At 72.1% G+C, this 24,356-nt stretch carries 25 protein-coding genes and 1 pseudogene; 17 read left to right on the top strand and 9 right to left on the bottom strand.

Annotation, left to right across the window (positions count from 1 at the left end; translation table 11 throughout):
- Positions 1-34 precede the first annotated feature (34 nt).
- Entirely contained in the window at positions 35-394 is a 360-nt protein-coding gene (locus tag ABZ154_RS25875; protein WP_356836421.1) for a hypothetical protein, read from the top strand.
- Positions 395-421: 27 nt separating this feature from the next.
- Here ABZ154_RS25875 and ABZ154_RS25870 read toward each other — a convergent pair.
- Positions 422-811 (bottom strand): annotated as a pseudogene (locus tag ABZ154_RS25870) (ATP-binding protein); the annotation flags it as partial.
- A gap of 384 nt (positions 812-1,195) precedes the next feature.
- Here ABZ154_RS25870 and ABZ154_RS25865 point away from each other — a divergent pair.
- Complete coding sequence (locus ABZ154_RS25865) at positions 1,196-1,669, top strand: hypothetical protein (RefSeq protein ID WP_356836419.1); 474 nt, start codon at positions 1,196-1,198, stop codon at positions 1,667-1,669.
- Between the two features lie 112 nt (positions 1,670-1,781).
- Here ABZ154_RS25865 and msrB read toward each other — a convergent pair whose 3' ends face one another.
- The 4 genes from msrB to ABZ154_RS25845 form a co-directional block, all read right to left on the bottom strand.
- Positions 1,782-2,189, bottom strand: coding sequence for a peptide-methionine (R)-S-oxide reductase MsrB (gene msrB, locus ABZ154_RS25860; RefSeq protein ID WP_356836417.1), 408 nt, complete (start codon positions 2,187-2,189; stop codon positions 1,782-1,784).
- A 10-nt stretch (positions 2,190-2,199) separates the two neighbouring features.
- A complete protein-coding gene (gene murC, locus ABZ154_RS25855) occupies positions 2,200-3,594 on the bottom strand; it encodes a UDP-N-acetylmuramate--L-alanine ligase (RefSeq protein ID WP_356836415.1) in 1,395 nt (464 codons plus the stop codon).
- A gap of 68 nt (positions 3,595-3,662) precedes the next feature.
- The gene (locus tag ABZ154_RS25850; protein WP_356836444.1) at positions 3,663-4,115 is read right to left on the bottom strand and encodes an indole-3-glycerol phosphate synthase; all 453 of its coding nucleotides are present in this window, start codon (positions 4,113-4,115) and stop codon (positions 3,663-3,665) included.
- Positions 4,116-4,319: 204 nt separating this feature from the next.
- Positions 4,320-5,138: a pyrimidine reductase family protein gene (locus ABZ154_RS25845; protein ID WP_356836413.1), complete on the bottom strand. Its 819-nt coding sequence runs from the start codon at positions 5,136-5,138 to the stop codon at positions 4,320-4,322.
- A gap of 37 nt (positions 5,139-5,175) precedes the next feature.
- On the opposite strand from ABZ154_RS25845, the gene zapE reads away from it, so the two are divergent.
- From zapE to ABZ154_RS25810, 7 genes are all read left to right on the top strand, one after another.
- The gene (zapE, locus tag ABZ154_RS25840; RefSeq protein ID WP_356836411.1) at positions 5,176-6,270 is read left to right on the top strand and encodes a cell division protein ZapE; all 1,095 of its coding nucleotides are present in this window, start codon (positions 5,176-5,178) and stop codon (positions 6,268-6,270) included.
- Between the two features lie 88 nt (positions 6,271-6,358).
- The gene (locus ABZ154_RS25835; protein WP_128848352.1) at positions 6,359-6,784 is read left to right on the top strand and encodes an OsmC family protein; all 426 of its coding nucleotides are present in this window, start codon (positions 6,359-6,361) and stop codon (positions 6,782-6,784) included.
- A 172-nt stretch (positions 6,785-6,956) separates the two neighbouring features.
- Positions 6,957-8,360, top strand: a complete 1,404-nt coding sequence (locus tag ABZ154_RS25830; RefSeq protein WP_356836409.1) for an alkaline phosphatase PhoX — start codon at positions 6,957-6,959, stop codon at positions 8,358-8,360.
- A gap of 188 nt (positions 8,361-8,548) precedes the next feature.
- Positions 8,549-9,163 (top strand): DUF2243 domain-containing protein, encoded by a 615-nt coding sequence (locus tag ABZ154_RS25825; protein WP_356836407.1) that lies wholly within the window; start codon positions 8,549-8,551, stop codon positions 9,161-9,163.
- Positions 9,163-10,023 carry a cytochrome c oxidase assembly protein gene (locus ABZ154_RS25820; RefSeq protein ID WP_356836405.1) on the top strand — a complete coding sequence of 287 codons (861 nt, stop codon included), beginning with the start codon at positions 9,163-9,165 and terminating at the stop codon, positions 10,021-10,023. The genes ABZ154_RS25825 and ABZ154_RS25820 overlap by 1 nt, the downstream gene beginning before the upstream one ends.
- Before the next feature lie 45 nt (positions 10,024-10,068).
- The gene (locus ABZ154_RS25815) at positions 10,069-10,974 is read left to right on the top strand and encodes a polysaccharide deacetylase family protein (RefSeq protein ID WP_356836403.1); all 906 of its coding nucleotides are present in this window, start codon (positions 10,069-10,071) and stop codon (positions 10,972-10,974) included.
- Positions 10,975-11,331: 357 nt separating this feature from the next.
- Entirely contained in the window at positions 11,332-12,303 is a 972-nt protein-coding gene (locus ABZ154_RS25810) for a GNAT family protein (protein WP_356836401.1), read from the top strand.
- 32 nt (positions 12,304-12,335) lie between these two features.
- Here the strand turns inward: ABZ154_RS25810 and ABZ154_RS25805 are convergent, their stop codons facing one another.
- A complete protein-coding gene (locus ABZ154_RS25805) occupies positions 12,336-12,518 on the bottom strand; it encodes a hypothetical protein (RefSeq protein ID WP_356836400.1) in 183 nt (60 codons plus the stop codon).
- Between the two features lie 26 nt (positions 12,519-12,544).
- Positions 12,545-13,219 carry an AIM24 family protein gene (locus tag ABZ154_RS25800; protein ID WP_356836398.1) on the bottom strand — a complete coding sequence of 225 codons (675 nt, stop codon included), beginning with the start codon at positions 13,217-13,219 and terminating at the stop codon, positions 12,545-12,547.
- A 71-nt stretch (positions 13,220-13,290) separates the two neighbouring features.
- Here ABZ154_RS25800 and ABZ154_RS25795 point away from each other — a divergent pair, with 71 nt between their 5' ends.
- From ABZ154_RS25795 to ABZ154_RS25770, 6 genes are all read left to right on the top strand, one after another.
- On the top strand, positions 13,291-14,043 hold the full coding sequence (locus tag ABZ154_RS25795) for a peptidyl-tRNA hydrolase (RefSeq protein WP_356836396.1): 753 nt from the start codon (positions 13,291-13,293) through the stop codon (positions 14,041-14,043).
- Positions 14,040-14,243, top strand: a complete 204-nt coding sequence (locus ABZ154_RS25790; protein ID WP_356836394.1) for a hypothetical protein — start codon at positions 14,040-14,042, stop codon at positions 14,241-14,243. Before ABZ154_RS25795 ends, ABZ154_RS25790 begins: the two co-directional genes overlap by 4 nt.
- Before the next feature lie 235 nt (positions 14,244-14,478).
- On the top strand, positions 14,479-15,225 hold the full coding sequence (locus ABZ154_RS25785; RefSeq protein ID WP_356836442.1) for a DUF4142 domain-containing protein: 747 nt from the start codon (positions 14,479-14,481) through the stop codon (positions 15,223-15,225).
- Between the two features lie 137 nt (positions 15,226-15,362).
- Positions 15,363-16,658: a DUF692 domain-containing protein gene (locus ABZ154_RS25780; protein WP_356836392.1), complete on the top strand. Its 1,296-nt coding sequence runs from the start codon at positions 15,363-15,365 to the stop codon at positions 16,656-16,658.
- A 5-nt stretch (positions 16,659-16,663) separates the two neighbouring features.
- Positions 16,664-17,707 (top strand): TIGR04222 domain-containing membrane protein, encoded by a 1,044-nt coding sequence (locus tag ABZ154_RS25775; protein WP_356836390.1) that lies wholly within the window; start codon positions 16,664-16,666, stop codon positions 17,705-17,707.
- A 122-nt stretch (positions 17,708-17,829) separates the two neighbouring features.
- Positions 17,830-19,395: an alpha/beta hydrolase gene (locus ABZ154_RS25770; RefSeq protein ID WP_356836388.1), complete on the top strand. Its 1,566-nt coding sequence runs from the start codon at positions 17,830-17,832 to the stop codon at positions 19,393-19,395.
- Positions 19,396-19,537: 142 nt separating this feature from the next.
- Here the strand turns inward: ABZ154_RS25770 and hemQ are convergent, their stop codons facing one another.
- Positions 19,538-20,266, bottom strand: coding sequence for a hydrogen peroxide-dependent heme synthase (gene hemQ / locus ABZ154_RS25765; protein WP_356836386.1), 729 nt, complete (start codon positions 20,264-20,266; stop codon positions 19,538-19,540).
- A gap of 4 nt (positions 20,267-20,270) precedes the next feature.
- Positions 20,271-21,758, bottom strand: coding sequence for a protoporphyrinogen oxidase (gene hemG, locus ABZ154_RS25760; protein WP_356836384.1), 1,488 nt, complete (start codon positions 21,756-21,758; stop codon positions 20,271-20,273).
- 126 nt (positions 21,759-21,884) lie between these two features.
- Between hemG and ABZ154_RS25755 the strand changes: the two genes are divergently transcribed.
- Positions 21,885-22,913 (top strand): DUF4349 domain-containing protein, encoded by a 1,029-nt coding sequence (locus ABZ154_RS25755; protein ID WP_356836382.1) that lies wholly within the window; start codon positions 21,885-21,887, stop codon positions 22,911-22,913.
- Between the two features lie 51 nt (positions 22,914-22,964).
- The gene (locus ABZ154_RS25750) at positions 22,965-24,353 is read left to right on the top strand and encodes an FAD-dependent oxidoreductase (protein ID WP_356836380.1); all 1,389 of its coding nucleotides are present in this window, start codon (positions 22,965-22,967) and stop codon (positions 24,351-24,353) included.
- Positions 24,354-24,356 lie beyond the last annotated feature (3 nt).

Genomic DNA, 24,356 nt, shown 5'->3' with positions numbered 1-24,356 from the left:
CACAGGGCCGGAGCCGCCGACTAGAATCGTGTTCATGTCGAAGCCTGACGAGTTGCTCGTTGATGTGGCCGCCCTGGTGGAGTCCGGAAACAGCAACCAGATGTCGCTGACCGTCGTCGCCGGGGGTGCCGTCATCACCGGCCGGCTGGCCCCCGAGGCCGTCTGGAGGCAGCGGGTCTCGGAGGTCCTGGCGGACTCGGCCCAGCTGAGCGAGTTCTCGGCCGCCTTCACCGCTGCGGCGCGCCAGGAGGGGCGGCCCACGCATCTGCACTTCCATGTGGCGCGAATCCTGCAGGGCTCGGTGGGGATTCCGGAGACGGGCGGGATGTACCGCGTGGCGGTCGAGGACGTCAGCGCCTGGACCATGGGCGACTTCAGCTACTCCGACCACTGACCGCACCGCCACCGGGGCCGTCGGCGCTCAGTACAGCACGTCCAGCTCCGCACGGACCGTCCTGCCCGGCGGCTCACGGGCGACGACCGCCCAGCGGTCCGCCAGCGCGTCCACGATCAGCGGCCCGTGCCCGCTGTCGTCCCCGTCCTCCGGTACGGCGATCTCGCCGGGCCCCGGCGGCCGGCGCTCGCCCCGGGTGTCGGACACCTCGGTCCGCAGGACCCCGAGGACCTCCCGGTCGCCGGGCATGTGCGTCAGGCACAGCTCGAAGTCGCGACCGGGAATCCTCCCATGGGTCACGGCGTTGGCAGTCAGCTTCCCGATGATCAGGGCCGCCGAATCCGAGGCGTCACTGAGGTACTGGATGCCCCAGGTGTGCAGTTGGTAGAGGCCGACGCGGCGGGCGAGCCGGGCACCCCCCCTACCGCGCCCCGGCTACGTCTTCCCGGACGGCTTGCACCCCAACGAAGCCGGGTCCCACGCCATCGCCTCCGCCATGAACCTCGATGACCTCTGACGGCTCTTGAGGAGATCGAGCGCGCAGGTTGGCGCGTACGGACGCGCAGGGGCGGAGTTGCCGATAGGCCGGACCGGTCGAGCTGGAGGCTGCTGCGGTCCGGCCTGGCAGCATCGTGCGCGAGGAGGACTTCGTCTGTGCCTTCTGCGACAGCGATCTGCCCGAGGCCTGCAAGGTGGACGCCCGCCCGGTCCGGACGCCAGTGCCGGGCGGGTAACGTTAAAGAGGTACTGATTGACTCGTGGGCCTCCTGGCGGGCTGCGTGAACCCCAGGAGGAGCCGATATGACGACCAACCGTGGACGCAAGGACGTCATCCGCGACCGGATGGCCGCCACCGGCGAGTCGTACAACGTCGCCGCCCGCAACCTCAAGGCCATGAAGGACATGGGCGCCACCCGCGAGGCCGTTCTCGTGCAACGCTGGACCCCCGCCGACAGCTTCGACGTGCCGTGTCCGTGCGGCGGGACCTGTGAGCCCGGTGAGACCTGTGGCCACTGCCACGCCCTCCACCGCCATGTGAAGCGCTACCCGGGCTCCACCACCGAGGTCGAGACCTGGGCCGACCGCTACGAGTGCACCGGCTGCTCCTCCTCGTACACCCTGACCATCCACCTGGCCGGACGGCCCTGGGGCGTCGCGGAGACCGTCGTACAGGGCGGGTCGGCCGAGGAGGTCGTACGGGCCCGGGTCTTCCCCGGGGTCATCCACCCGCTGCTGCGGTCCGAGGCGGCCGAGAACGGCAACGACGACGAGTGACAGCTGAGGGGAACGCGTCCTGCGGAGCAGGCGGGCCCCATGACAGTGCCCCGGCCACCGGAACCTCAGGGTCCGGGCCGGGGCGCCCGGCTGTCAGGGCCGCCCAGCGGCGTCAGCTCTCGTCCGGTGCCAGGGTCAGCGAGATCGAGTTGATGCAGTACCGCTGGTCCGTGGGGGTCGGGTAGCCCTCGCCCTCGAAGACGTGGCCCAGGTGCGAGCCGCAGCGGGCGCAGCGCACCTCGGTGCGGACCATGCCGTGGGCGCGGTCCTCGACCAGCTCGACCGCGTCGGTGTCCTTCGGGTCGTAGAAGGACGGCCAGCCGCAGTGCGACTCGAACTTGGTGTCGGAGCGGAACAGCTCCGCCCCGCAGGCCCGGCAGGAGTAGACGCCCGCCGTCCTGGTGTCGGTGTACTCGCCACGGAAGGCGGGTTCGGTGCCGGCCTGGCGCAGGACCTGGTACTCGGCGGGGGACAGCTCCGCCCGCCACTGCTCGTCCGGCTTGTCGACGTCGTACGGCACGGCTCGCTCCTCAGCTCGTCAGGTGGTCCAGGATGCGCGGGCCGAGGTCGGTGACATCGCCCGCTCCCATGGTGAGAACGAGATCGCCGGGCTTGGCCATTCCCGCGACGGCGGCGGGGACGTCGGCCTGGTCGTGGACGGCGGTGACCTCCGCGCCCGCCGCCTTCGCCGCGTCGATGATCAGGGCGCTGGTGACGCCCGGGACCGGGTCCTCGCGGGCCGGGTAGATGTCCAGGACCACGGAGGCGTCGGCCAGGGCGAGGGCCTGGCCCATCTCGGTGCCCAGCTCCTGCGTACGGGAGAACAGGTGCGGCTGGAAGACGACGAGGATGCGGGCGTCGGCGGCGGCGCCGCGCATGGCCTCCAGGTCGGCGGTCATCTCGGTGGGGTGGTGCGCGTACGAGTCGATGACCTGCACACCCGCCGCCTCGCCCTTGAGCTGGAGGCGGCGCTTGACCCCGGTGTAGCTGCCGAGCGCGGAGGCCAGGTTGTGCGCCGGGATGCCGAGGGCGACCCCGGCGGTCAGGGCGGCGACCGCGTTGTGGGCGTAGTGGCTGCCGGGGACCGAGACGGTGAAGGTGAGGAACTTGCCGTTGAGGAGGACCGTGACCTCGCTGGTCAGGCCGCGCGGGGTGACCTTGTGGACGCGGACGTCGGCGCTCTCGGCGGAGCCGTACGTGACGACCTTGAGGTCCGAGAGGTCACGGACCCGTCGGGTCAGCTCGACCGCGCCGGGCTGGTCGGCGGAGATGACCAGGGTGCCGCCGGGGACGACCTTGCCGACGAACGTCTCGAAGGAGTCGTAGATCTCGTCCATCGAGGCGTAGTTCGCGTGGTGGTCCAGCTCCACGTTGAGGACGATCGCGACCTCGGGGTCGTACTTCTGGAAGCTGCGGTCGCTCTCGTCCGCCTCCGCGACGAAGATGTCCCCCTCGCCGTGCGTGGCGTTGGTGCCGGGGCCCTCCAGGTCGCCGCCGATGGCGTACGAGGGGGCCAGGCTCAGCGAGGACAGGGCGACGGCGAGCATGGACGTGGTGGTGGTCTTGCCATGGGTGCCGGCGACCGCGATGGCCCGGAGGCCGTTCATCAGGGAGGCCAGCGCGTCGGAGCGGTGCACCACCGGGACGGCCAGTTCGGCGGCGCGCAGCAGCTCCGGGTTGTCGGCGCGGATGGCGCTGGAGACGACCACGCAGGACGCGTCGTCGGCCAGGTGCCGGGCCTCGTGCCCGATGTGCACGGTCACCCCCAGCGCCCGCAGCGACTCGACGGTGGCGGACTCCTTGGCGTCGCTGCCCGCCACCTTCGCTCCGCGCTGGGCGAGGATCTTCGCGATGCCCGACATTCCGGCGCCGCCGATGCCGATGAAGTGCGGTCGTTCCATGGCGGCGGGGATGCCGGGTGCCATCTGTGCTCCTGCGCGTCGGTTCGGATTTCGAGTCGCGGCCGAGGGCCAGCCCGGACCGCGAGACCAGCCTATTCGCTGTGCGCGAAGAGCTTGAGCACCGGGACGCCGACCTTGTGCCGGGCCCGTGAGGCCCAGTCCCGGTGGAAGAACTCCTCCACGTAGTGCGGGGCGGTCAGGACGATGACCTCGTCCGCCCCCGCCTCCTCGACGACCGTCGTCAGTTTGTCCAGGGGGTGGTCCTCGATCACCTGTCCGACCGCTTCGGCGCCCGCCTCGCGCAGGGCCCGTAGCGAGTACTCCAGGCCGATCTCGGCGGGTTCGCGGGCCTCCTTGCCCTCCGGTTCCTCGCCCTCGCGGACGGCCTCCTTGAGCTCCCCCATCGCCACGTCGTCGATCGCGCGCAGCAGGACATCGGCCTGGTCGCCGCGCGGCTGCAACAGAACGACGAACGAGATCCGCTCCTCGCCGTGGAGGGTGGTGACGAAGTCCACGTCCTCCGGAGTGAGCGGCTTCTCGATCATCAAAACGCTTGTGAACACGACAGGCGCCCTTCCGCTTCTGCGTCTCGCCGACAGCCGGCTCGGCCGTCGACGGTCGTTTGCTGAAACCATCCTTCCCCGTGATCCCACGGGGACTGCAGAGGTAAGTGTGCCCAGCCGAAGCTAACCGGAACGGGTAATTCCGCTAAGTGTCCCTCCCTCGGTCACCGCGGGTCCCTCCCTCGGTCACCGCACGTCCCTCCGTCGGTAGCGCCCGAAGAGGAACCCGTCCTCTTCCAGGAGCGATGCCAAGGCGAAACGTTCCGGCACGATCACTCCGGGGCCTCCCGCGATCCGCTGCGCGTCCCCCGCCGTGAGCATCGGGGAGAGCGTCAGGCAGAGCTCGTCCAGCGCCCCCGCCGCCACGAGCTGGCCGAGCAGCCGGGGCCCGCCCTCGGTCAGCTGCCGCCGCAGCCCCCGGTCCGCCAGCTCGCGCACCGCGCGCGCCGGATCCACCCGGGTGCCCTCGCCCGCGATCACCACCTCCGCGCCCGCCTTCCGGGCCGTGGCGATCCGGTCGGCGGGAGCTCCGGCACCGGTCACCACGAGGGTCGGGACGAGCGGCTCGGTGAACAGGGGCAGCGAGAAGTCCAGGTCCAGGGAGCCGGTCACCACCGCGACGGCGGGCGCGGGGCCCTGCCCGGCCGCCGCCCGCCGCGCCGCGAAGGCCTCCCGGGCGCGGGCCGGACGGTACCCCTCCAGGCGCACGGTCTCGGCTCCGGCGATCACCACATCGGCCAGAGCCCTCAGGGTGCCGAAGATCCGCATGTCGGCGGCGCAGGAGATGGGCTGCGAGCGGCCGTCGTGCTGGGCGGCGCCGTCCAGGGTGGAGACCATGTTGGCGCGCAGCCAGGCGCTCCCGGGCCCTTCGGCGGGGAGGTCCGTGGGGTAGGCGTACGCGTCGGCCAGCTCGTCGAGGCTCCACTCGCGGTCCGTGAGCAGCCCCGAGGGGTCGGGGGCAGCGGCTGTTGTTGTCAGGTCCGTCACAGGGAACAGGCTTCGCATGGGGTGCAGTCTGGCACGGGCCTTAAGGTGGAGAGTTGTGTCGTCCTCCACCGCGTTTCCGGGGCAGAGCCCCCTTGCCGAAACGGCCCCGCTGTCCCTGTGCGCCCGCGAGCCGCGCGTCCCCGCCGACCGTCTGGTCGCGGAGATGGTGCCGCCGCCGCGCTTCGATTCGGTGCGCTTCGACACCTACGTACCCGACCCCGACCAGCCCAGCCAGAGCGAGGCGGTCACGGTCCTCGCAAGCTTCGCCGCCGGGCTCGGCGGGTCGCACGCGACGGGTACCGGGCGCCGCAAGTGGTTCGGGAGCAAGAAGCCGGCCGCGCCGACCGGGCCGCGCGGGGTGTATCTCGACGGCGGCTACGGCGTCGGCAAGACCCACCTGCTCGCCTCCCTCTGGCACGCCACGCCCGCGGAGCCTGCGCTGAAGGCGTTCGGCACGTTCGTGGAACTGACGAACCTGGTCGGCGCGCTGGGTTTCCAGCAGACGGTGCAGACGCTGAGCGGGCACCGGCTGCTCTGCATCGACGAGTTCGAGCTCGACGACCCGGGCGACACCGTCCTGGTCTCCTCGCTGCTCAGCCGGCTGGTGGAGCACGGGGTGGCGCTGGCCGCGACCTCGAACACGCTGCCGGGCAAGCTCGGCGAGGGCCGGTTCGCGGCCGCCGACTTCCTGCGCGAGATCCAGGGCCTGTCCGCGCACTTCCGCCCGCTGCGCATCGACGGCGAGGACTACCGGCACCGCGGACTGCCCGAGGCCCCGCCGCCGTACTCCGACGAGCAGGTCACCCGCGCCGCGTACGCCACGCCGGGCGCATCGCTGGACGACTTCCCGGGGCTCCTCGATCACCTGGCGCGAGTACACCCGAGCCGGTACGGGGCGCTGACCGACGAGCTCGGCGCGGTCTGCCTGACCGGGGTGAGCGCGGTGCCCGACCAGTCGACCGCGCTGCGCCTGGTGGTGCTGGCCGACCGGCTGTACGACCGCGAGGTGCCGGTACTGGCCTCCGGGCTGCCGTTCGACCGGCTGTTCAGCGACGAGATGCTGAACGGCGGGTACCGGAAGAAATACTTCCGGGCTATCTCGCGGCTGACGGCACTGGCACGTGACGCGAAGGGCCTGGTGGCGCAGTAGGTTCGGGGGTGACACCGGGTGCCCGTTCGACGGCGTGCCCGTAACTCCGTTCGCGTACAACCGCGTACACCGTTTGAAGGGATCCAGCATGGCTACCACGCGTCAGGCGCACACGGTCTGGGAAGGCAACCTGATCGAGGGCAAGGGGGTCGTCACCTTCGACTCCTCCGGCATCGGTGAGTACGACGTCTCCTGGCCGGCCCGCTCGGAGCAGCCGAACGGCAAGACGAGCCCCGAGGAGCTCATCGCGGCCGCGCACTCCAGCTGCTTCTCCATGGCGCTCTCCAACGGGCTCGCCAAGGCCGGCACCCCGCCGACCAAGCTGAACACCAAGGCCGAGGTGACCTTCCAGCCCGGTACGGGCATCACCGGCATCCACATCACCGTCGAGGGCGAGGTCCCCGGCCTCGACGAGGACGGCTTCGTGAAGGCGGCCGAGGACGCCAAGGCGAACTGCCCGGTCAGCCAGGCGCTGACGGGTACGACGATCACGCTGTCGGCCTCGCTGGCCTGACCCTGCGCGGGCCGGCCGGAGCCCACGAGCGCCGACCGGCGCTTCGGCGGCTTCCGTCCGGGTCGCCCGGCAGCAAACCGGAGGCGCGGGGGCGCGCATGGTTCCCCCGCGCCTTAGTGCGTGCTACACACATGCGGGTCACGTCACCTGTCCGCCAACAGGGAGTTGCCTCATGTCCTCCGAAACCCGGAACACCGCGACCGCAGCGACCGCCCCCCGGCACACCGCGACACGACGACAGGTCCTGGCCAGCAGCGGCGCAGCGGCAGCGGTCGCCTTCACCGGGGCCTTCTCCGAGCTCTTCGCGGGCACGGCAGCCGCCCGCGGCCACGGCGGTTACGGCCCCCTCGTCCCCGACCCGGACGGCCTGCTCGACCTGCCGAAAGGTTTCCGCTACCGGGTGCTGTCCCGGGAGGGCGACCCGCTGCGCTCCGGCGAGGGCGAGGTACCCGGCAACCACGACGGCATGATCGCCCTCGCGGGCCGCCACGGCCGGGTCCACCTCGTCCGCAACCACGAGAACCGGCACACCGCGAAGACCGGCGTCCCGACCGTCGCGGGTCTGACCTATGACCCCGCGGCCAAGGGCGGCTGTACGTCCCTGGAGCTGGACGGCCGGAACGGGGTCCTCGGCGAACGGGTCGCCATCGCCGGTACGGCGGTCAACTGCGCGGGCGGGCCCACCCCCTGGCGCACCTGGCTGACCTGCGAGGAGACCGAGGACAAGGCCGGGACCAACGGGTACACCAAGGACCACGGCTTCATCTTCGAGGTGGACGGCGCCGACCCGCGCCGCACCGGGGCGATCCCGCTGACCGCCATGGGCCGCTTCCAGCACGAGGCGATCGCGGTCGACCCGAAGAACGGGATCGTGTACGAGACGGAGGACGCGTTCGACAAACCGTTCGGCCTCTTCTACCGCTTCCTCCCGGAGAAGCCGCTCGGCGGCACCGGTTCGCTGCGGGCGGGCGGGGCGCTGGAGGCGATGCGGGTGCCGGGGCTGCCCGACCTCTCGGTGGTCCAGGAGACCGGGGCCAGCTTCGACCGGGTCGAGTGGGTGCCCATACCGGATCCGCTGGCGGCCGGGACCCCGATCCGGCTCCAGGACTTCGGCCCGAAGGGCATCACGCACGCCCAGAAGCTGGAGGGCTGCTACTGGGGCGGCTCGTCCGTCTACTTCGTCTCCAGCTTCGCCCGCAGCGACGAGGGCTCGGCGGCCGACCACTACGGCCAGGTCTGGCGGTACGAGCCGAAGAAGCGCCGGCTCACTCTGGTCGTGGTCTTCGGCCCGGACACCGACATCCAGCTGCCCGGCGAGTCCCCGGACAACATCTGCCTGGCCGCCGACGGCGGGCTGATGGTCTGCGAGGACGGCGGTGGCGCGCAGCACGTGCTGGGGGTCACGCGGCGGGGCGAGGTGTACACGATGGCGCGCGGGCGGCAGAACATCGGGACGCCCGAGGAGCCGGAGTGGGGCGAGTTCGCCGGGGTCACTTTTTCGCCGGACGGCTCGACGATGTACGTGAACTGCTACGCGCCGGGTACGACGTTCGCAGTGACGGGGCCCTGGTGCTGAGGGGCTGAGCCGGTTGCCCGTGCACGAGGCGCCGCAAGGCTGAACGGGTGTCTGTTTCCGTGGTGGGCGGCCGGGGAGCGGGCACACGTGCTGCCGGCGGCTCAGGTTTCGGGCTTGGGCTTCGGCTTGGGCTTCGGCTTCGGCTTCGGCTTCGGCTTCGGCTTCAACTTCGACGGAGAGGACGTGCGATGGCCATCAGTGCGGACGAGGCGCCTACCGGTGCCAGCACGATCCCCAGGAGCATTCAGCTCCCGGGGATCGTGCTGGGGGTGGGTCTCGGCGGATTTCTGGACGGGATCCTCCTGCACCAGCTCCTCCAGTGGCACCACATGCTGACCAGCACCGACGACGACCGGATCGGGGTGAAGTACTACTCGCCGAACACGGTTTCCGGCCTGGAGATGAACACGGTGTGGGACGGCATCTTCCACACGGTCTGCTGGGTGGCCGTGCTGGTGGGCCTCGGCATCCTCTACTCGCGTGTGACCCATGGCCGGCGCCGGGTGTGGACCTCCCGGGTGCTGTGGGGCTGGATCCTGGTGGGCTGGGGCCTGTTCAACCTGGTCGAAGGGGTCCTGGACCACCACATCCTCGGCATCCACCATGTCCACGGCGGCCCTCACCAGCTCTGGTGGGACCTCGGCTTCCTGCTCCTGGGGCTCCTTCTGGTGATCGGCGGCTACCTTCTGCAGCGCAGCGGCACTCCCCTCGATCCCGCGACTCCCGAGGCCCCCGAAACCTCTGGCAGCCCCGGCACCCCCGACGCTCCTGGGACCGCCGATCGGGGCGGGCGGCCGTCCTGATGGGCGGCGGCTCACACCACCCGCACGGCGGGGGCGCGGCGGGAGGTGCCGTAGGGGAGGTGCTGCTGCCCGCCATGGCGGTCGCCCTGCTCGCAGGCGGCTACCTCCTGCTCGCCCATCGGGCCCGCGCCCGCCGCCCGGCCCTGGGGTGGGGCCGGTGGCGGACGGTGAGCTTCCTCGCCGGATGCGCGATCCTGGCCGCGGCGCTGCTGCCGCCCGTCGCACCGTTCGCCCACGAGGACTTCCGCGGGCACATGGCCCAGCACATGCTCATCGGCATGTACGCGCCGCTCGGCCTGGTGCTGGGCGCCCCCGTCACCCTCCTGCTGCGCACCCTGCCCGCCCAGCGGGCCAGACGCCTGACCGCGCTGCTGCACGGCCGCCCCGTACGTGCGGTGGCCCACCCGGTTCCGGCCCTGGCCCTGAGCACCGGCACGCTGGCGGTGCTCTACTTCACGCCGTTGTTCAACGCCACGATGGACCGGCCGCTCCTGCACTGGCTCATGCACACCCACTTCCTGCTCTCCGGCTGTCTGTTCGCCTGGGTGATCGCGGGCCCTGACCCGGCGCCGTCCCGCCCCGGGGTGCCTGCCCGCCTGGTGGTCCTGGGCGTCGCGGTGGCCGCGCACGCCACGATCTCCCAGCTGATGTACGGCGGCTTCCTCATCGACGTACACGCTCCGATCGCCCAGGTGCGGGGTGGCGCGGAGATCATGTACTACGGCGGGGACATCGCCGAACTCCTGCTCGCGGCGGCCCTCGTCGCGTCATGGCGGCCGTCGCGCCACCGTCGGCGAGCGGCTGTCGGGCCCGGGCGCGGTTGGCGGGGCCACGCTCGGAGTGCCGCGCAAAGCCCTTGATGTCATATCCGATATTTTCCGTCAATGATCAGATCATCGCGGAAAATGACTACCCGGGCGGCCGCGGCTGTCGCGGGAGTGCTGGCGTTCGGCGGCGCCCTGGCCGGGTGCGCGGCCCCCGTCGCCTCCCCCACCGCAGCCGTCCCGGCGCCCGCCGCCCCTCCCGCTGCGCCCGCTCCCGCTCCCACCGCCACCTCCCCTGCCCCGAAGAAGCCGCCCACGATGGCCCCGGGCCCGGCAGGACGCACTCCGGTCTTCGAGCGACGGCCGACGGGCGGGAGCACGACAGGTGGCGGCGCGGCGGAGAAGGTCGTGGCGGAAAAGGTCGTGGCACTCACCTTCGACGCCGACATGACGGCCGACCAGGGCCCCCGGGCAAAGGCGGGCGAGCGCTTCGACAACCCGGAGCTGATCGCGCTGCTGCGGCGGCTGAAGGTGCCCTCGACCGTGTTCATGACCGGGCGGTGGGCGGAGGAGTACCCGGCGCAGGCGAAGGACATCGGCACGGACGACCTGTTCGAGGTCGCCAACCACTCGTACAGCCACTACGCCTTCACCGCCGACTGCTACGGCCTGCCGGTGGTCGCGAAGGACGCCATGGCCCACGACGTGGAGCGGGCCTTCTCCGCGCTCCGCCAGGCCGGTGTACGGAATGTGGTGCCGTACTTCCGTTTCCCCGGCGGCTGCTACGACGACGCGGCGCTGCGCGCGCTGACCCCGGCGAACGTGACGGCGGTGCAGTGGGACGTCGTGAGCGGCGACGCCTTCGCGACGGATGCGGGGGCGGTGACCGAGCAGGTGCTGGACGGGGTGCGGCCGGGGTCTCTGGTGGTGATGCACTGCACGCGCAGCGCGGCGCCGGTCACCGGGGAGGCGATCAGCAGAATCGTTCCGGAACTGCGGAAGCGGGGCTACCGGTTCGTGAAGGTGTCGGAGCTGATGGAGGGCTGACCGGGCCGGCCGCCACCGGCCCAGGCAGTCGGCGTGGTGCCGTCGACCACATGCAGTCGGGGCATATGTCAAGGAGTCCGCGCCCGAAGGCGGTCGGGGTCAGAAGCACAGCAACGTTGATGGTCAGCATTCCCCCACGCCTCTCCCCGATCACCGACGTCCGTTTCCGAACCGGGCGGAACGACGCCGGGCCGAGGTTGCCGGGAGTTGGCGCCATACGGTGCTGTCCTGGCCGGATACGACGACCTCGTCGGACGGGGGCCCGCGCTGCAGCGGGCTTCACGATCTCCGGGTGCGGGCGGCATGCTGCTGGCTTACGTACCGAACGCTTGTCACGAATCTGGAGAGCGAGGCCTCATGTTCACCCTGCCGCTCGGCGACCGTGCTCAGCTGAGCCCCTTGGAGCCCTGGCAGGCTCCGGAGTTCCTGGCCCACATCGACCGGGCCCGGGCCACCGTCGACCCGTGGATACCCTGGGCCTCCCTCAGCACCGACCTCACCTCCGCCACCGCCACGCTCCAGGGCTACGCCGACCGGCGGGCGACGGACAGCGCCCGGGTTTACGGCATCCGGCTGGACGGCACCCTGGTCGGCGGCGTCATGTTCACCCACTTCGACGCCGCCCTCGGAGTGTGCGAGGTCGGTTGCTGGCTGGAGCCGGCGGGGAAAGGGCAGGGGCTGGTCACGCGGGCCTGCCGGGCGCTGATCGACTGGGCCTTCACGCAGCGCGGGATGAGCCGTGTCGAATGGCGGGCCGCCTCGGGCAACGCCCCCAGCATCGCGGTCGCCCGCCGGCTCGGCATGAGCCGTGACGGTGTGCTGCGCCGGCACTCCGTCCACCGGGGCGAACGGCGCGACATCGAGGTGTGGTCGGTCCTGGCCGAGGAGTGGCCGGCCGCCGGTGATACCTCCGAGGTCGCCGTCCGCGCCGAACTCGACCGGCTGATGGGCGTTTTCGTGGGCGCCTTCACCAACACCGGTGGCAGGCGGCCGGACCTCGGCGTCATCCGTGACGTCTTCGTACCGGAGGGGCGGATCATCGCGAACGTCGGTGACGAATCCGTGATCCACGGTCTCGACGGGTTCATCACACCCCGCCAGAAGATGCTCACCGACGGGACCCTGACGGAGTTCTCCGAGTGGGAAGTGGCCGAGCGCACCGAGGTCTTCGGGTCGATCGCGCACCGTTTCAGTGAGTACCGCAAGTCCGGTTACCACAACGGCGAGTGGTTCGAGGGCGGCGGCCACAAGACCACGCAGTTCCTGCGCACCCCCGGGGGCTGGAGGATGTCCTCCCTGGCCTGGGACGACGTCCCCGCGAAGCCCTGAGATCCTTTGTCGGACAAGACGTCGGACAGGACTCAGCCGGAACAGGCCGAGCGCTCCGCCTCCTGCCAGGCGCAGACCGGGCAGAGCGTGGCGCCCTTGGCCGACTCCGGATACTCGGTCGGCTCGCGGCACAGCACGCACTCCGCCGACGGTGGGCCCACGTCCGTTTCCGTGCTGGCGGGTACGGGCGTTTCGCAGTACGAGGCGTCGTCCATGTCCGCGAGCCTACGTAATCCCGCTGTCAGTTGGACGTCTTCTCGGGCCGGGCCTCGCTGGGCCGCACGATGACGAACCCCTCGCCCTGGAGCATCAGCTGGACGGCCTCGCCCGAGCCGCCGCGCACCATCGATCCGACGCTCTGGGAGCGGTGCAGGGTCGTCGTGAGCTGCTGGCTCCAGCCGACGACCGCGTCCGTGTCCACGTAGACCGGCTGGGCGCCCGTCACCGGAATCACGATGGGGGTGCCCTCACACATCAGGCCGAGCTTGCCGTAGCCGGAGAAGACGCTGTTGAACAGGCCGCCGCCGATCATTCCGGCGCCCTTCACCGTCTTGATCTCGTACGAGAGGGTCGCGTCGAAACAGAGGACGTTGCGGCCGTTGATGGTGATCTGGTCGCCCTGGTCCATCTCCAAAATGAAGCAGTTGGCGGCCTCGTGCGCGAACCACGCCTCGCCCTGGCCCCGGACCGCCATGAGCGCGAGGCCCTCGCCGGTGACCGCGCGCTTGAGCAGGCCGCCGATGCCCTGGCCCTTGCGCTCGAACTGGAGGTTGCCGCGGAAGGCGATCATCGAGCCCTGCCGGGCGTGCATCTCCCCGTTGACGGCGTACTTGATCGACTTGGAGTTCTGCAGGGTCATACCGGGGGCGGTGGCCGGCTGGGCCATGTGCTCGCTGGAAAAGAGATCGCTCTTCATGCGGAGCATCCTCCCCCGGACCGGCCCGTCAAGCCAAGGAGGTGGCACCCGACGCCTGGCAGACTGGGGCGGTGAGCAGCGACGACACCTCCCAGAGCCCCGTCTCCCAGAGCCCCTTCCACCACGGTCCCACCGACCGGGACGGAGCCCCTCAGTACGTGCTTCCCCTCGTGGTGCACCTGGAGAAGACGGACCCGCCCGCCCGGACCGATGCCCTGTGCACCGCCGCCCGCGCGGTGCTCACGATCCTGGCCGACGAGCGGTCCACCGGCGAGGGCGAGTGGGCCGGGGCGATGCGGGACTGGGAGGACGCCCGGATCCGCAAGGTGGTGCGCCGGGCGCGCGGCGCGGAGTGGCGCAAGGCGGCCGCACTGCCCGGGATCACGGTGACGGGCGGGAGCGCGGAGGTACGGGTGTACCCCCCGATCCCCCTGGACGGCTGGCCCAAGGAGCTGGCCAAGCTCCAGGTGTCGGGCACCGACCTGGAGGACCCCGAGCCGCCCGCCGCCCCCGACCCCGAGGGCCCGGTGCTGTGGCTCAACCCGGAGCTGGAGATGTCGGCGGGCAAGACGATGGCGCAGGTCGGCCACGGTGCCCAGCTCGCCTGGTGGGAGCTTTCCGGCACCGAGCGCAAGGCGTGGCGCGAGGCGGGGTTCCCGCTGTCCGTGGCCACCGCGGCCCCGGAGCGCTGGCGGGAGCTGACCACGAGCGGCCTGCCGGTGGTGCGGGACGCGGGGTTCACCGAGATCGCGCCGGGGCCCACGGTCGTGACGGAGGGGGGCCTGCGCCTCTGCCCGCTCCCGGGCGTGCGGACCCGCCGGTGACCGCACACCTCCTCGTGGACCAGGAGACCTCGGCCATGTCAGAGCTGGAGATCGACGCCCTCTTCTTCGACGTCCTCGGCACCCTCGTCGACGAACCCACCGGGTTGTGTGCGGGGATCCGTGAACTCGACCCGCCGCTCGACGAACCCGACACCATGGCCACTCTCGCCCGGCCCGTCGGCGACCCGCCCCCCGCGTAGGACCGGTTCGACCTGTACGCCGACGGGCTGGCCGATCCGGCCGATCCCGCCGACCAGCTCGACACTCCGCACGGCCGGAAACGGTCCGCCCGCCGCTGAGCACTTCTGCGCCCGACTACGTATCTCCCGGTACTGCCCCATCGGCAATACCGCCAAGTAGCCTGCACGGCGAGTCGGTTGGCGGTTGATTGACGCCTGATCGATGTTGCCACGCCTCGTCCCGGGAGACACCTTGTTGCGACGCATCAACGGAACGGCCCTCATCATCGCGGCACTGGTCGCCACAGTGGGCGCACTCGCCTTCCCCGTCTGGTCCTACGCGGACCGTTCGGGCACCGGCGAGGCGAATCTGAACGCCTCCAGCGTCGCCACCCAGTGGGGACCGCTCTCCGCGACCGACCGGGACTTCCTGGTCAAGGTACGGCTCGCCGGGCTGTGGGAGCTGCCCGCCGGGCAACAGGCGATCGAGCGGGCGCCCAGCGAGGCGACGAAGGCCGCCGGGGACCACCTGGTCGTCGGCCACACGGATCTGGACCGGCGGGCCCGGGACGTGGCCGCGAAGCTCGGGGTGGAGCTGCCCAACCAGCCGACCGAGCAGCAGCAGGCATGGCTGCAGGAGCTGACGGCGGCGAGCGGGGACGAGTACGAGCGGAAGTTCGCCAACATCCTGCGGGCCGCCCACGGCAAGGTCTTCGGCCTGATAGGCCAGGTCCGGCACACCACCCGCAACACCCTGATCCGGCAGCTCGCCAGCGACGCCAACCAGACCGTGCTGGACCACATCACCATGCTGGAGGGCACCGGCTTCGTCGACTTCGACGCCCTGGCGCGTGAGGCGGCCGGCGGGTCCACGGCCAGTCCCTCGGGCCCGTCGATGCCGCAGGGCGGGCAGGTGCCGCAGGTTCCGGTACCGGCGACGCCGACCGGCGACCAGTCGTTCACCTCGCGCCCGGTGCCGCCGACCATGCCTCCGATGCCGTGACGCGGCCGCCGAAGCCGGTGCCGTGACGAGACCGGAGGGCCCGGAACCTCAAATCCTCCTCTGAACGTCCCCCTGTTCGGGTTGGACGCCGCTCGCCGGGGCCATCACCCCGGGACAGAGCGGAGGAGGGGGACGCCATGAAGCTGGGCATCGGGATCGGCTGGCGGCCGGAGATCGCGGCCGAGGTGGAGGCGCTCACGGGGATCGACTGGGTGGAGGCGGTGGCGGAGAACCTCTGCGCCGACCACCTCCCGGAGTCCCTGGTGCGCCTGAGGGAACGGGGCGTGACCGTCGTCCCGCACGGCGTCTCGCTCGGCCTGGGCGGCGCGGACCGCCCGGACGCCGATCGGCTCGCCGGACTCGCGGCGCGGGCCGAGCTGCTCGGTACGCCGCTGGTGACCGAGCACATCGCGTTCGTACGGGCCGGGGGGCCGCTGACCGCGACGCGGAGGCTGGAGGCGGGCCACCTGCTGCCGGTGCCGCGCACCTGGGACGCGCTGGAGGTGCTCTGCGAGAACGTGGCGATCGCCCAGGACTCGCTGCCCGTGCCGCTGGCCCTGGAGAACATCGCGGCTCTGGTCTCCTGGCCGGACCAGGAGCTGACCGAGGGGCAGTTCCTGGCGGAGCTGGTCGAGCGGACCGGCGTCCGGTTGCTGATCGACGTGGCCAACCTGCACACCAACCACGTCAACCTCGGCGAGGACCCGGCGAAGGCGCTCGACGAGCTGCCGGTGGAGGCCATCGCGTACGTCCATGTGGCCGGCGGCGCCGAGAAGAACGGCGTCTGGCACGACACGCACGCCCACCCGGTCACCGCCCCGGTCCTGGACGTGCTGGCCGAGCTGCGCTCCCGGGTCGACCCGCCGGGTGTGCTGCTGGAGCGCGACGACGCCTTCCCGCCCGGCGTGGAGCTGGCCGCCGAGCTCGAGACGATCCGAGCCACGCTGCGGGCGGCGGGCGACTCACGTGGGGGACGGACGGAGATCCGTACGGGGGCGACCGCCCCGGCCCGTCCCGTACGCCCCGGAGCCCGCGACCGTACCGCCGTCGCGCAGACAGCGCTGCTCTCCGCACTCGTCGCGGGCACCCCGGCGCCCGAGGGCTTCGACCACCGGCGGCTGCGCGTGCAGAGCCGGGCGCTGGCCGCCAAGCGCGCCGATGTCATCGCCAAGGTGGCGCCCGAGCTGCCGGAGATCCTCGGCGACGGCTACCGCGCCGCCTTCCTCGACCACGCCAAGGCGCGGCCGATGAGCGGCGGTTACCGGCGCGACGCCCTGGACTTCGTGGAGCGAATCCTGATCTCCGGCGGCCTCGCCGACCCCGTGGCGCAGCGCCGGCTGACGCACTGGTGGGAGGACCGCTCCGGGCCCCGCCCGCCGAGCCGGACCACCCGTATCGTCCGGGCGGCGCGTGCCGTCCTCGCAGGGAAGTGACCGCCATGGACACGCTCGCTCTGGTACTGACCCTCGCGGTCGCCCTCTCCACCGTGCTGCTCCTGGCCAAGGTGGTCGTCTCCCGGTCCCGCCGCCCGTCGGCCGGCCCCTCCCCCGCCGTCCACGACCTCTACGAGGCGGCGTTCCTGAACGGCGGCCCGGCCAGGGTCACGGACACCGCGCTCGTCGCGCTGTCCGCGGACGGCCGGGTGCTCATCGGCGGCCCCGGCATCATCTCCGTACAGCGTGCGCACGCGCAGGATCCGGTGGAACGCGCCGTGCTGGAGGCGCTGTCGACCGCGCCGAGCGGGTCGCTGCACGCGGTACGGGAGGCGGTGATGCACCACCCGGCGGTGCAGGAGATCGGCGACGGGCTGGCCCAGCGCGGGCTGCTCGTCCGGCCCGCCGAGAGCCGTCCCGTGCGGCGGTGGGCGCTGATCCAGGGCGTGAGCTGCTTCGTCGCGTTCCCGCTCTCCATCATCCTCACGGTCGTCCAGTACATGTCGCTCGAAGACTCGTTCGACATGCCGTTCCCGTTCGTCCTGAAGATGCTGCCCGCGATCCTGCTCGGCGGGATCGGCGGGCTCGTCGTGGCCGCGTCCACCGCCAACCGGATCACCCGGGCGGGCCGCCGGGCCGCGCAGGCGTTCCGGGCCGTCAACGCGTACGTGCTGACCCCGCCGTACCTCGTCGCCAACCGGGGGCTGCGCGCGCTCCCCGACCCCGTGCTCCAGGCCCAGCTGATCGCGGCGGCACGGCTGCACACGCGGACCCGGCGGTCGCGGTCCGGCTTCTCGGGCAGCCGGACCCCGGGGTACGTGGGAGGCGCGGCAGGGGCGTCGGCCTTCGCGGCGACCACGGTGTGGTGCGCCGACTCGGGCCCCGGGCACACGAGTTGCGGAGGCGGGGGCGGAGGCGGGGGCGGCGGAGGATCCGGGTGCGGTGGCGGGTCCAGTTGCGGAGGCTCGGGCTCCAGCTGCGGGGGCAGCTCGGGAGGTTCCAGCTGCGGCGGGAGTTCGGGCGGCTCCAGCTGCGGCAGCAGCTCCTGAGTCACGAACCGTGAAGGGAGTACGGCAACCGGGTCGTTCCCCGCAACACACCGGCCCGGTGCTGTACTTCACCCGCCCCGCACCCCACCATCCCCTCTCCGCATCCGCAGAGAGGTCCCGCCGTGAAAGCAGTACCGCTGTACGCGACGATCGGCTCCCTGGTCCTGTCCGCCCTGGTCGCCGTCCCCGCCACCGCCGAGGGCGGCCCCGGACCGGCCTCCGCCGAGGAGCGCGGTACGGCGGTGGCGGCGGCCCGCGCCGCGGCGGCCGGGATCTCCTTCGGCGCGTGCCCGGAGGAGGAGATGCTGCCGGACACCTTGAAGTGCGGTCCCGTCCGCGTCCCGCTGGACTACGCCCGTCCGGACGGCCGGACCATCGACCTCACCGTCAGCCGCGCCCTCGCCACCGGACCGGCGGCCGGCCGACAGGGCTCCTTCGTCTACAACCCGGGCGGCCCCGGCGCCTCCAGCATCACTTTCCCGCTGATGGGCGAGATGTCCGAGTGGAAGGAGGTCGCCGAGGTGTACGACATGGTCGGCTACGCCCCGCGCGGTGTCGGGGCCTCTGCCCCGCTCTCCTGTCAGGACCCCGCCGCCTTCGCGAAGAGTCCCACCGACTCCCCCGCCCACCCCACAGCCGCGTACAAGGAGCGGCGCATCGCCGAGGCCCGGGCGTACGCGCGGGGGTGCGAGAAGCACGCGGGCGAGGCGCTGCGCCACTACACCTCGCTCAACAACGCCCGTGACCTGGAAGTGCTGCGCGCCGCGCTCGGAGACGAGCGCCTCACCTTCATGGGTGCCTCCTACGGCACGTACCTGGGTTCCTTGTACGCGACCCTCTTTCCCTCACGCGTACGCCGTATGGTCTTCGATTCCGCCGTCGATCCGGACCCGGAGCAGATCTGGTACCGCTCCAACCTCGACCAGTCGCTGGCCTTCGAGTCCCGCTGGGAGGACTTCCGGCGCTGGGTCGCCAAGCACGCCACCGTGTACGGGCTCGGCACCACGCCCGAGGCCGTGCAGCGTCACTACGACGACGTCCGCACCGCCCTCGCCACGGAGCCGGCGGGCGGGAAGGTGGGGCCGGGGCAGTTCCACGCGGCGTTCCTGGATGCGGCGTACTACGACGACTACTGGGCGATGCGGGCCACCGCCCTCTCCCAGTACGTCCGGGGCAACCCGGAGCCGCTGGTCACCCAGATGTCGCCTCGCGCGATCACGGCGAAGGACGACGAGAACGCCCGGGCCGTCTACACCGCGATCGAGTGCAACGACGCGCCCTGGCCCGAGGAGTGGGAGGTGTGGGACCGCGACCACACCGACCTCGCCCGCATCGCCCCGTTCCAGACGTGGGACAACGCCTTCACCAATCTGCCGTGCGCCTTCTGGCCCGCGCCCCGGCAGCAGCCCAAGGAGGTCTCCACCGAGTGGGGCGAGCTGCCGCCGGTGCTGATCCTGGCCGCGGAGCGCGACGCGGCGACCCCGTACAAGGGGGCGCTGGAGCTCCAGCGGCGGCTGCGCGGCGCGGTGCTCGTCACCGAGCGGGACGCGGGGACGCACGGCGTCGGCGGGGCCGGGAACGCCTGCGTGGACGAGCACATGCGGCGCTATCTGCTGACGGGCGCCACCCCGGCGGGCGACGCGGAGTGCGCCCCGCGCGCGGAGCCGAACCCCGTCTCGCTGGACTAGGAACGCGGACGGGCCCTGCCGGAGTGCACTCCGGCAGGGCCCTCAAGCCGAACCCGGTGTCGCTGGAACGGCGGGCGGCACGGTCGGTGCCCGGTGCCCGTCTTCTGATCTTCCGGGTTGGGGTGGTGCGGGAACTCGCTGGCTATGCGAGCCCGGCCACCAGGTCTGCGACGCTCTTCCTGCGGCCCGTGTAGAACGGGACCTCCTCGCGCACGTGGAGCCGTGCCTCGGAGGCGCGCAGGTGACGCATCAGGTCGACGATGCGGTGCAGCTCGTCCGCCTCGAAGGCGAGGATCCACTCGTAGTCGCCGAGGGAGAACGAGGCGACGGTGTTGGCGCGGACGTCGGGGTAGCCCCGGGCCATCTTGCCGTGGTCCGCGAGCATGCGGCGGCGGTCCTCGTCGGGCAGCAGGTACCAGTCGTAGGACCGGACGAAGGGGTAGACGCTGATGTAGTCGCGGGGCGTCTCGTCGGCGATGAACGCCGGGACGTGCGACTTGTTGAACTCGGCGGGCCGGTGCAGGGCCATGTTCGACCAGACAGGTTCCAGAGCGCGTCCGAGCTTCGTGCGGCGGAAGAGGTTGTAGGCCTCCTGGAGCTCGTCCGAGGTCTCGGCGTGCCACCAGATCATCAGGTCCGCGTCCGCGCGCAGACCCGAGACGTCGTAGGTGCCGCGCACGGTGATGTCCTTGGCCGCGAGCTGGTCGAACAGCTCCTGGACCTCGTCCGCGTACCCCGCCCGGTCCAGCGGCAGTACGTCGCGCAGTTTGAAGACCGACCAGAGGGTGTAGCGGATGACCTCGTTGAGGTCCTTGGCCTTCTTTCCGGCGTTCGGACTCTTGCTGGATGTCGCAGTCTCAGGAGCACTCATACGGCTATTGTCCCGCCTCGCTCCCGGTGCCCTGAACCAGGGTGGGCGTGGCGATGATCTCCCCCGCGATCTTCCCCGCGATCTCCCTCGTGATCTCGTCGGCCGCGCGCCGCGCGCTCGCGATGCAGGCGGGGATGCCGACCCCGTCGTAGACCGCGCCGCAGACCCGCAGGGCGGGCAGCCTCGCCACCTCGTCGCGGATGCGGGCGACCCGGGTGTGGTGGCCGACCGGGTACTGCGGCAGTCCGCCGATCCAGCGGGTGACCTCGCTGTCGACGGGGCGTGCGGCGAGTCCGGTGGCCGCCCGGAGGTCGCGCAGGGATACGGCAACGAGTTCGCCGTCCTCGCGGTGCAGGTGGTCCTCCTCGCCGTACCGGCCGACGGAGGTGCGGAGCACGAAGAGGTCGGGGGCGGCGTCGGCGACCCACTGCCACTTGTTGCTGGAGAAGGTGGACGCCTTGATGGTGCGGCCGTCGACCGGCGGTACGAGAAAGCCGGAGCGGCCGCGCAGCACCTCGTACGCCTCGATGTCGGTACGGCGGAAGGCCAGGGTGACCAGGGCCATCGACGCGTACTCGACGCCGGTCAGCTCGGTGGAGGCGGCCGGGGACTCGGCGGCGAGCAGCGCGGAGGCGGACCAGGCGGGGGTGGCGAGGACGATGCCGTCGGCGGTGATCACCCCGGTGTCGGTGCGGACCGCCCAGCCCGTGCCCGTACGGGTCAGACCGAGGACGGGGGTCTCGGTGAGGATCACGCCCCCTGCGGCCCGTACGGCGTCACCCACGGCGTCCGGCAGGGTGCCGATGCCGCCCTCGATGCCCTGGAAGACGGGCCCGGTCTGCTGCCGCGCCGCTGCTCGCTCCTGGATGCGGCGGACGGCCTCCAGCAGCGGTCCGCCCTCCTTCACCGCTTCGAAGAGCTGCGGTACGGCGGCGCGCATCGAGATCCGGTAGGCGTCGCCCGCGTAGACCCCGCCGAGGAGGGGTTCCACCAGGCGGTCGACGACCTCGCGGCCGAGCCGGTCGGCGACGTACGCGCCGACCGCCACGTCGTCGCCGACGGGCGTCGGGGTGAGGTCGCGCTCCTCGGCAATCCGGGCGAGGCCTTCGGGGGACAGCACCCCGTCGAGGGCCGCCGGGTCGCCGGGGACGCCCATGACGTGTCCCTTGGGCATCGGGCACAGCGCGTCGCGCGTCCAGAGGGAGGCGGTCGCGGTGGCCGGCGGCTGGAGGCGGCCGCCGAGGCCGACCGCCTCGGCCAGCTCGACCGCCTCGGGGCGGCGGGCGAGCATCGACTCCGCGCCGAGGTCGACCTGGACGCCCGCGACCTCGCCGGTCATGAGCTTGCCGCCGAGCCGGTCCGTGGCCTCCAGGAGCGTGACCCGCAGGCCGGTGGCGACCAGGCGGTGGGCGGCGGCCAGTCCGGCGATGCCGCCGCCGATGACGACGACGTGGCGCGCGGGCGAGTCCGCATCCTGATGTGAACGCTGCATGGGTCCACTCTCTCAAACGCCTGCCGGGTCCCGACCGTGACCACTTCGAAACCCACGGCCGGAAACCGGTTCGGGAGGGCGTACGTCGAACCGGCAGTACCAACACACGTCCTGGGGGGACCTGTTATGAACAGCGATATCGACCACCGCTTCCTCGCCCGCCCACCGCGTGCGGCACACGGGCGCCGCTCCCGTCTCCGTGGCGCTCTGGCGGCGGGTGCGCTCGGCGCGGTGCTCCTGGTCGGCGGCTGCGGCGCCGCCGGCGACAGCGCGTCCGACGAGAGCGGGGGGTCGAGCGACCTCAAGGCAAGCGCGCAGAAGGGGCTCGTGGACGAGCAGTACGCCCCGGGCGACTCGGCGGCGTCCGCCGCTCCGGCGGACATGGCGGAGGAGGCGGAGGCCGGCAAGCAGAAGGAGAAGGCGCCGCAGCCGGGGGCCGCGGGCACCCATGTCATCCGGACCACGGAGCTCTCCGTCGAGGTGAAGAGCGCACCGAAGGCGGCCGCCTCCGCCCGGAGCGCGGTGGAGGCGAGCGGGGGCCTGGTGGCGACCGAGTCCACCGAGCGGATCGACGACCGGCACGAGACCTCGCACCTGGTGCTGCGCGTGCCGCAGGACGGCTACCAGGAGGTGCTGCGCAAGCTCACCGGCTCCGGGAAGCTGCTCTCCCGCTCCTCGAACGCGAAGGACGTCACCGACCAGGTCGTCGACGTGGAGAGCCGGATCGCCACCCAGCGCGCGAGTGTGAAGCGGGTGCGGGAGCTGATGGACAAGGCGGAGAAGCTCACCGACGTCGTCACCCTGGAGGGCGAGCTGAGCAGCCGTCAGGCCGATCTGGAGTCGCTGCTGGCCCAGCAGTCGAGCCTGAAGGACCGCACCTCGCTGGCGACGATCACGCTGGAGCTGACCGAACCGGACGCCCCGCGCAAGGACGGGAAGGACGACGACCCGGGGTTCCTGGAGGCGCTGGGCGGCGGCTGGGACGCGTTCGTGACGATGTTCCGGTGGATCGCGGTGGCGATCGGCGCCAGCGCCCCGTTCCTGGTGACGGCCGCGCTGCTGCTGGCGCTGTGGCGGGTACTGCGCGCCCGGCGGACGGCCCGTACGGCCGTGGCGGCGCCGAAGCCGGAGCCGGAGGCCGCACCGGCCCCCTGAGCGCCGTAGCGTGGGCTCCCTGACGGCTGGTACGGCGAAAGGGACCCGGACATGGCAGCGGAGCGACTCGTGGTCATCGGCGGCGACGCGGCGGGCATGTCCGCCGCGTCGCAGGCCCGCAGGCTGAAGGGGCGGGACGAGCTGGAGATCATCGCCTTCGAGCGCGGCGAGTTCACCTCGTACTCCGCCTGCGGCATCCCGTACTGGGTGAGCGGCGACGTCCAGGGCCCGGACGACCTGATCGCCCGGACCCCCGAGGAGCACCGCGAGCGGGACATCGATCTGCGCATGCGCACCGAGGTCACGGAGATCGACGTGGCCGGGGGGCGGGTGCGGGCGCTCGACCGCGCGAGCGGGGACACGTACTGGACGGACTTCGACAAGCTGGTGATCGCCACCGGGGCCCGTCCGGTCCGCCCGGAGCTGCCCGGCATCGACGCGCCGGGCGTGCACGGGGTGCAGACCCTGGGCGACGGGCAGGCGCTCCTCGACTCGCTGGACGCCGTGGACTCCCGGGGGAGCCGGCGGGCGGTCGTGGTGGGCGCCGGGTACATCGGCGTCGAGATGGCCGAGGCGATGCTGAAGCGCGGTTTCGAGGTGACGGTCCTCAACCGGGGTGAGCAGCCGATGGCGACGCTCGACCCGGACATGGGCGAGCTCGTCCACCACGCGATGGACGGGCTCGGCATCACCACGGTCAACGGCGCCTCCGTCACCGGGATCCTCACCGGCCCCGACGGCCGGGTCGGCGAGGTGGCGACCGAGGAGCGGACCTACCCGGCGGACGTGGTCGTCCTCGGCATCGGCGTCGAGCCGGAGGCGGAGCTGGCCCGGGAGGCGGGTCTCACGGTGGGGCCGCACGGCGGCCTCCGCACCGACCTGGCGATGCGGGCCGTGGGCCACGAGAACATCTGGGCGGGCGGCGACTGCGTGGAGGTCCTGGACCTGGTGGCGGGCCGCACGCGCCACATCGCGCTCGGCACCCACGCCAACAAGCACGGCCAGGTCATCGGGTCGAACGTCGGCGGCGGTTACGGAACGTTCCCGGGCGTCGTCGGTACGGCGGTGAGCAAGGTCTGCGACCTGGAGATCGCGCGGACCGGGCTGCGGGAGAAGGACGCCCGTGCGGTCGGGCTGCGGTACGTCACGGCGACCATCGAGTCGACGGGGCGGGCGGGCTACTACCCGGGCGCCGAGCCGATGACGGTGAAGATGATCGCGGAGCACCGTACGGGGAGGCTGCTCGGGGTGCAGATCGTCGGCCGCGAGGGGGCCGCCAAGCGCGTGGACGTGGCGGCGGTGGCGCTGACGGCCGGGATGACGGTGGAGCAGATGACGGCGCTGGACCTCGGTTACGCCCCGCCGTTCTCGCCGGTCTGGGACCCGGTCCTGGTGGCCGCCCGCAAGACGGTGGCGGCGGTGCGGGGCGCGGGAAGCTGACGA

This window comes from Streptomyces sp. NPDC006261 (assembly GCF_040613515.1).
In the GTDB taxonomy this organism is placed as follows: Bacteria; Actinomycetota; Actinomycetes; order Streptomycetales; family Streptomycetaceae; genus Streptomyces.
This window is presented reverse-complemented; position numbering and strand designations above follow the sequence as displayed.

Bases quoted from the DNA above. Each gene is read 5' to 3' on its own strand.
- ABZ154_RS25805 (WP_356836400.1), bottom strand. From the start codon at position 12,518: ATGGACGACGCCTCGTACTGCGAAACGCCCGTACCCGCCAGCACGGAA.
- ABZ154_RS25780 (WP_356836392.1), top strand. From the start codon at position 15,363: ATGAAGCTGGGCATCGGGATCGGCTGGCGGCCGGAGATCGCGGCCGAG.
- ABZ154_RS25820 (WP_356836405.1), top strand. From the start codon at position 9,163: ATGGGCGGCGGCTCACACCACCCGCACGGCGGGGGCGCGGCGGGAGGT.
- hemG (WP_356836384.1), bottom strand. From the start codon at position 21,758: ATGCAGCGTTCACATCAGGATGCGGACTCGCCCGCGCGCCACGTCGTC.
- ABZ154_RS25750 (WP_356836380.1), top strand. From the start codon at position 22,965: ATGGCAGCGGAGCGACTCGTGGTCATCGGCGGCGACGCGGCGGGCATG.
- ABZ154_RS25835 (WP_128848352.1), top strand. From the start codon at position 6,359: ATGGCTACCACGCGTCAGGCGCACACGGTCTGGGAAGGCAACCTGATC.
- ABZ154_RS25755 (WP_356836382.1), top strand. From the start codon at position 21,885: ATGAACAGCGATATCGACCACCGCTTCCTCGCCCGCCCACCGCGTGCG.
- hemQ (WP_356836386.1), bottom strand. From the start codon at position 20,266: ATGAGTGCTCCTGAGACTGCGACATCCAGCAAGAGTCCGAACGCCGGA.
- ABZ154_RS25810 (WP_356836401.1), top strand. From the start codon at position 11,332: ATGTTCACCCTGCCGCTCGGCGACCGTGCTCAGCTGAGCCCCTTGGAG.
- murC (WP_356836415.1), bottom strand. From the start codon at position 3,594: ATGGCACCCGGCATCCCCGCCGCCATGGAACGACCGCACTTCATCGGC.
- ABZ154_RS25845 (WP_356836413.1), bottom strand. From the start codon at position 5,138: ATGCGAAGCCTGTTCCCTGTGACGGACCTGACAACAACAGCCGCTGCC.
- ABZ154_RS25875 (WP_356836421.1), top strand. From the start codon at position 35: ATGTCGAAGCCTGACGAGTTGCTCGTTGATGTGGCCGCCCTGGTGGAG.
- ABZ154_RS25800 (WP_356836398.1), bottom strand. From the start codon at position 13,219: ATGAAGAGCGATCTCTTTTCCAGCGAGCACATGGCCCAGCCGGCCACC.
- ABZ154_RS25815 (WP_356836403.1), top strand. From the start codon at position 10,069: ATGACTACCCGGGCGGCCGCGGCTGTCGCGGGAGTGCTGGCGTTCGGC.
- ABZ154_RS25865 (WP_356836419.1), top strand. From the start codon at position 1,196: ATGACGACCAACCGTGGACGCAAGGACGTCATCCGCGACCGGATGGCC.
- ABZ154_RS25830 (WP_356836409.1), top strand. From the start codon at position 6,957: ATGTCCTCCGAAACCCGGAACACCGCGACCGCAGCGACCGCCCCCCGG.
- ABZ154_RS25850 (WP_356836444.1), bottom strand. From the start codon at position 4,115: ATGATCGAGAAGCCGCTCACTCCGGAGGACGTGGACTTCGTCACCACC.
- ABZ154_RS25775 (WP_356836390.1), top strand. From the start codon at position 16,664: ATGGACACGCTCGCTCTGGTACTGACCCTCGCGGTCGCCCTCTCCACC.
- ABZ154_RS25825 (WP_356836407.1), top strand. From the start codon at position 8,549: ATGGCCATCAGTGCGGACGAGGCGCCTACCGGTGCCAGCACGATCCCC.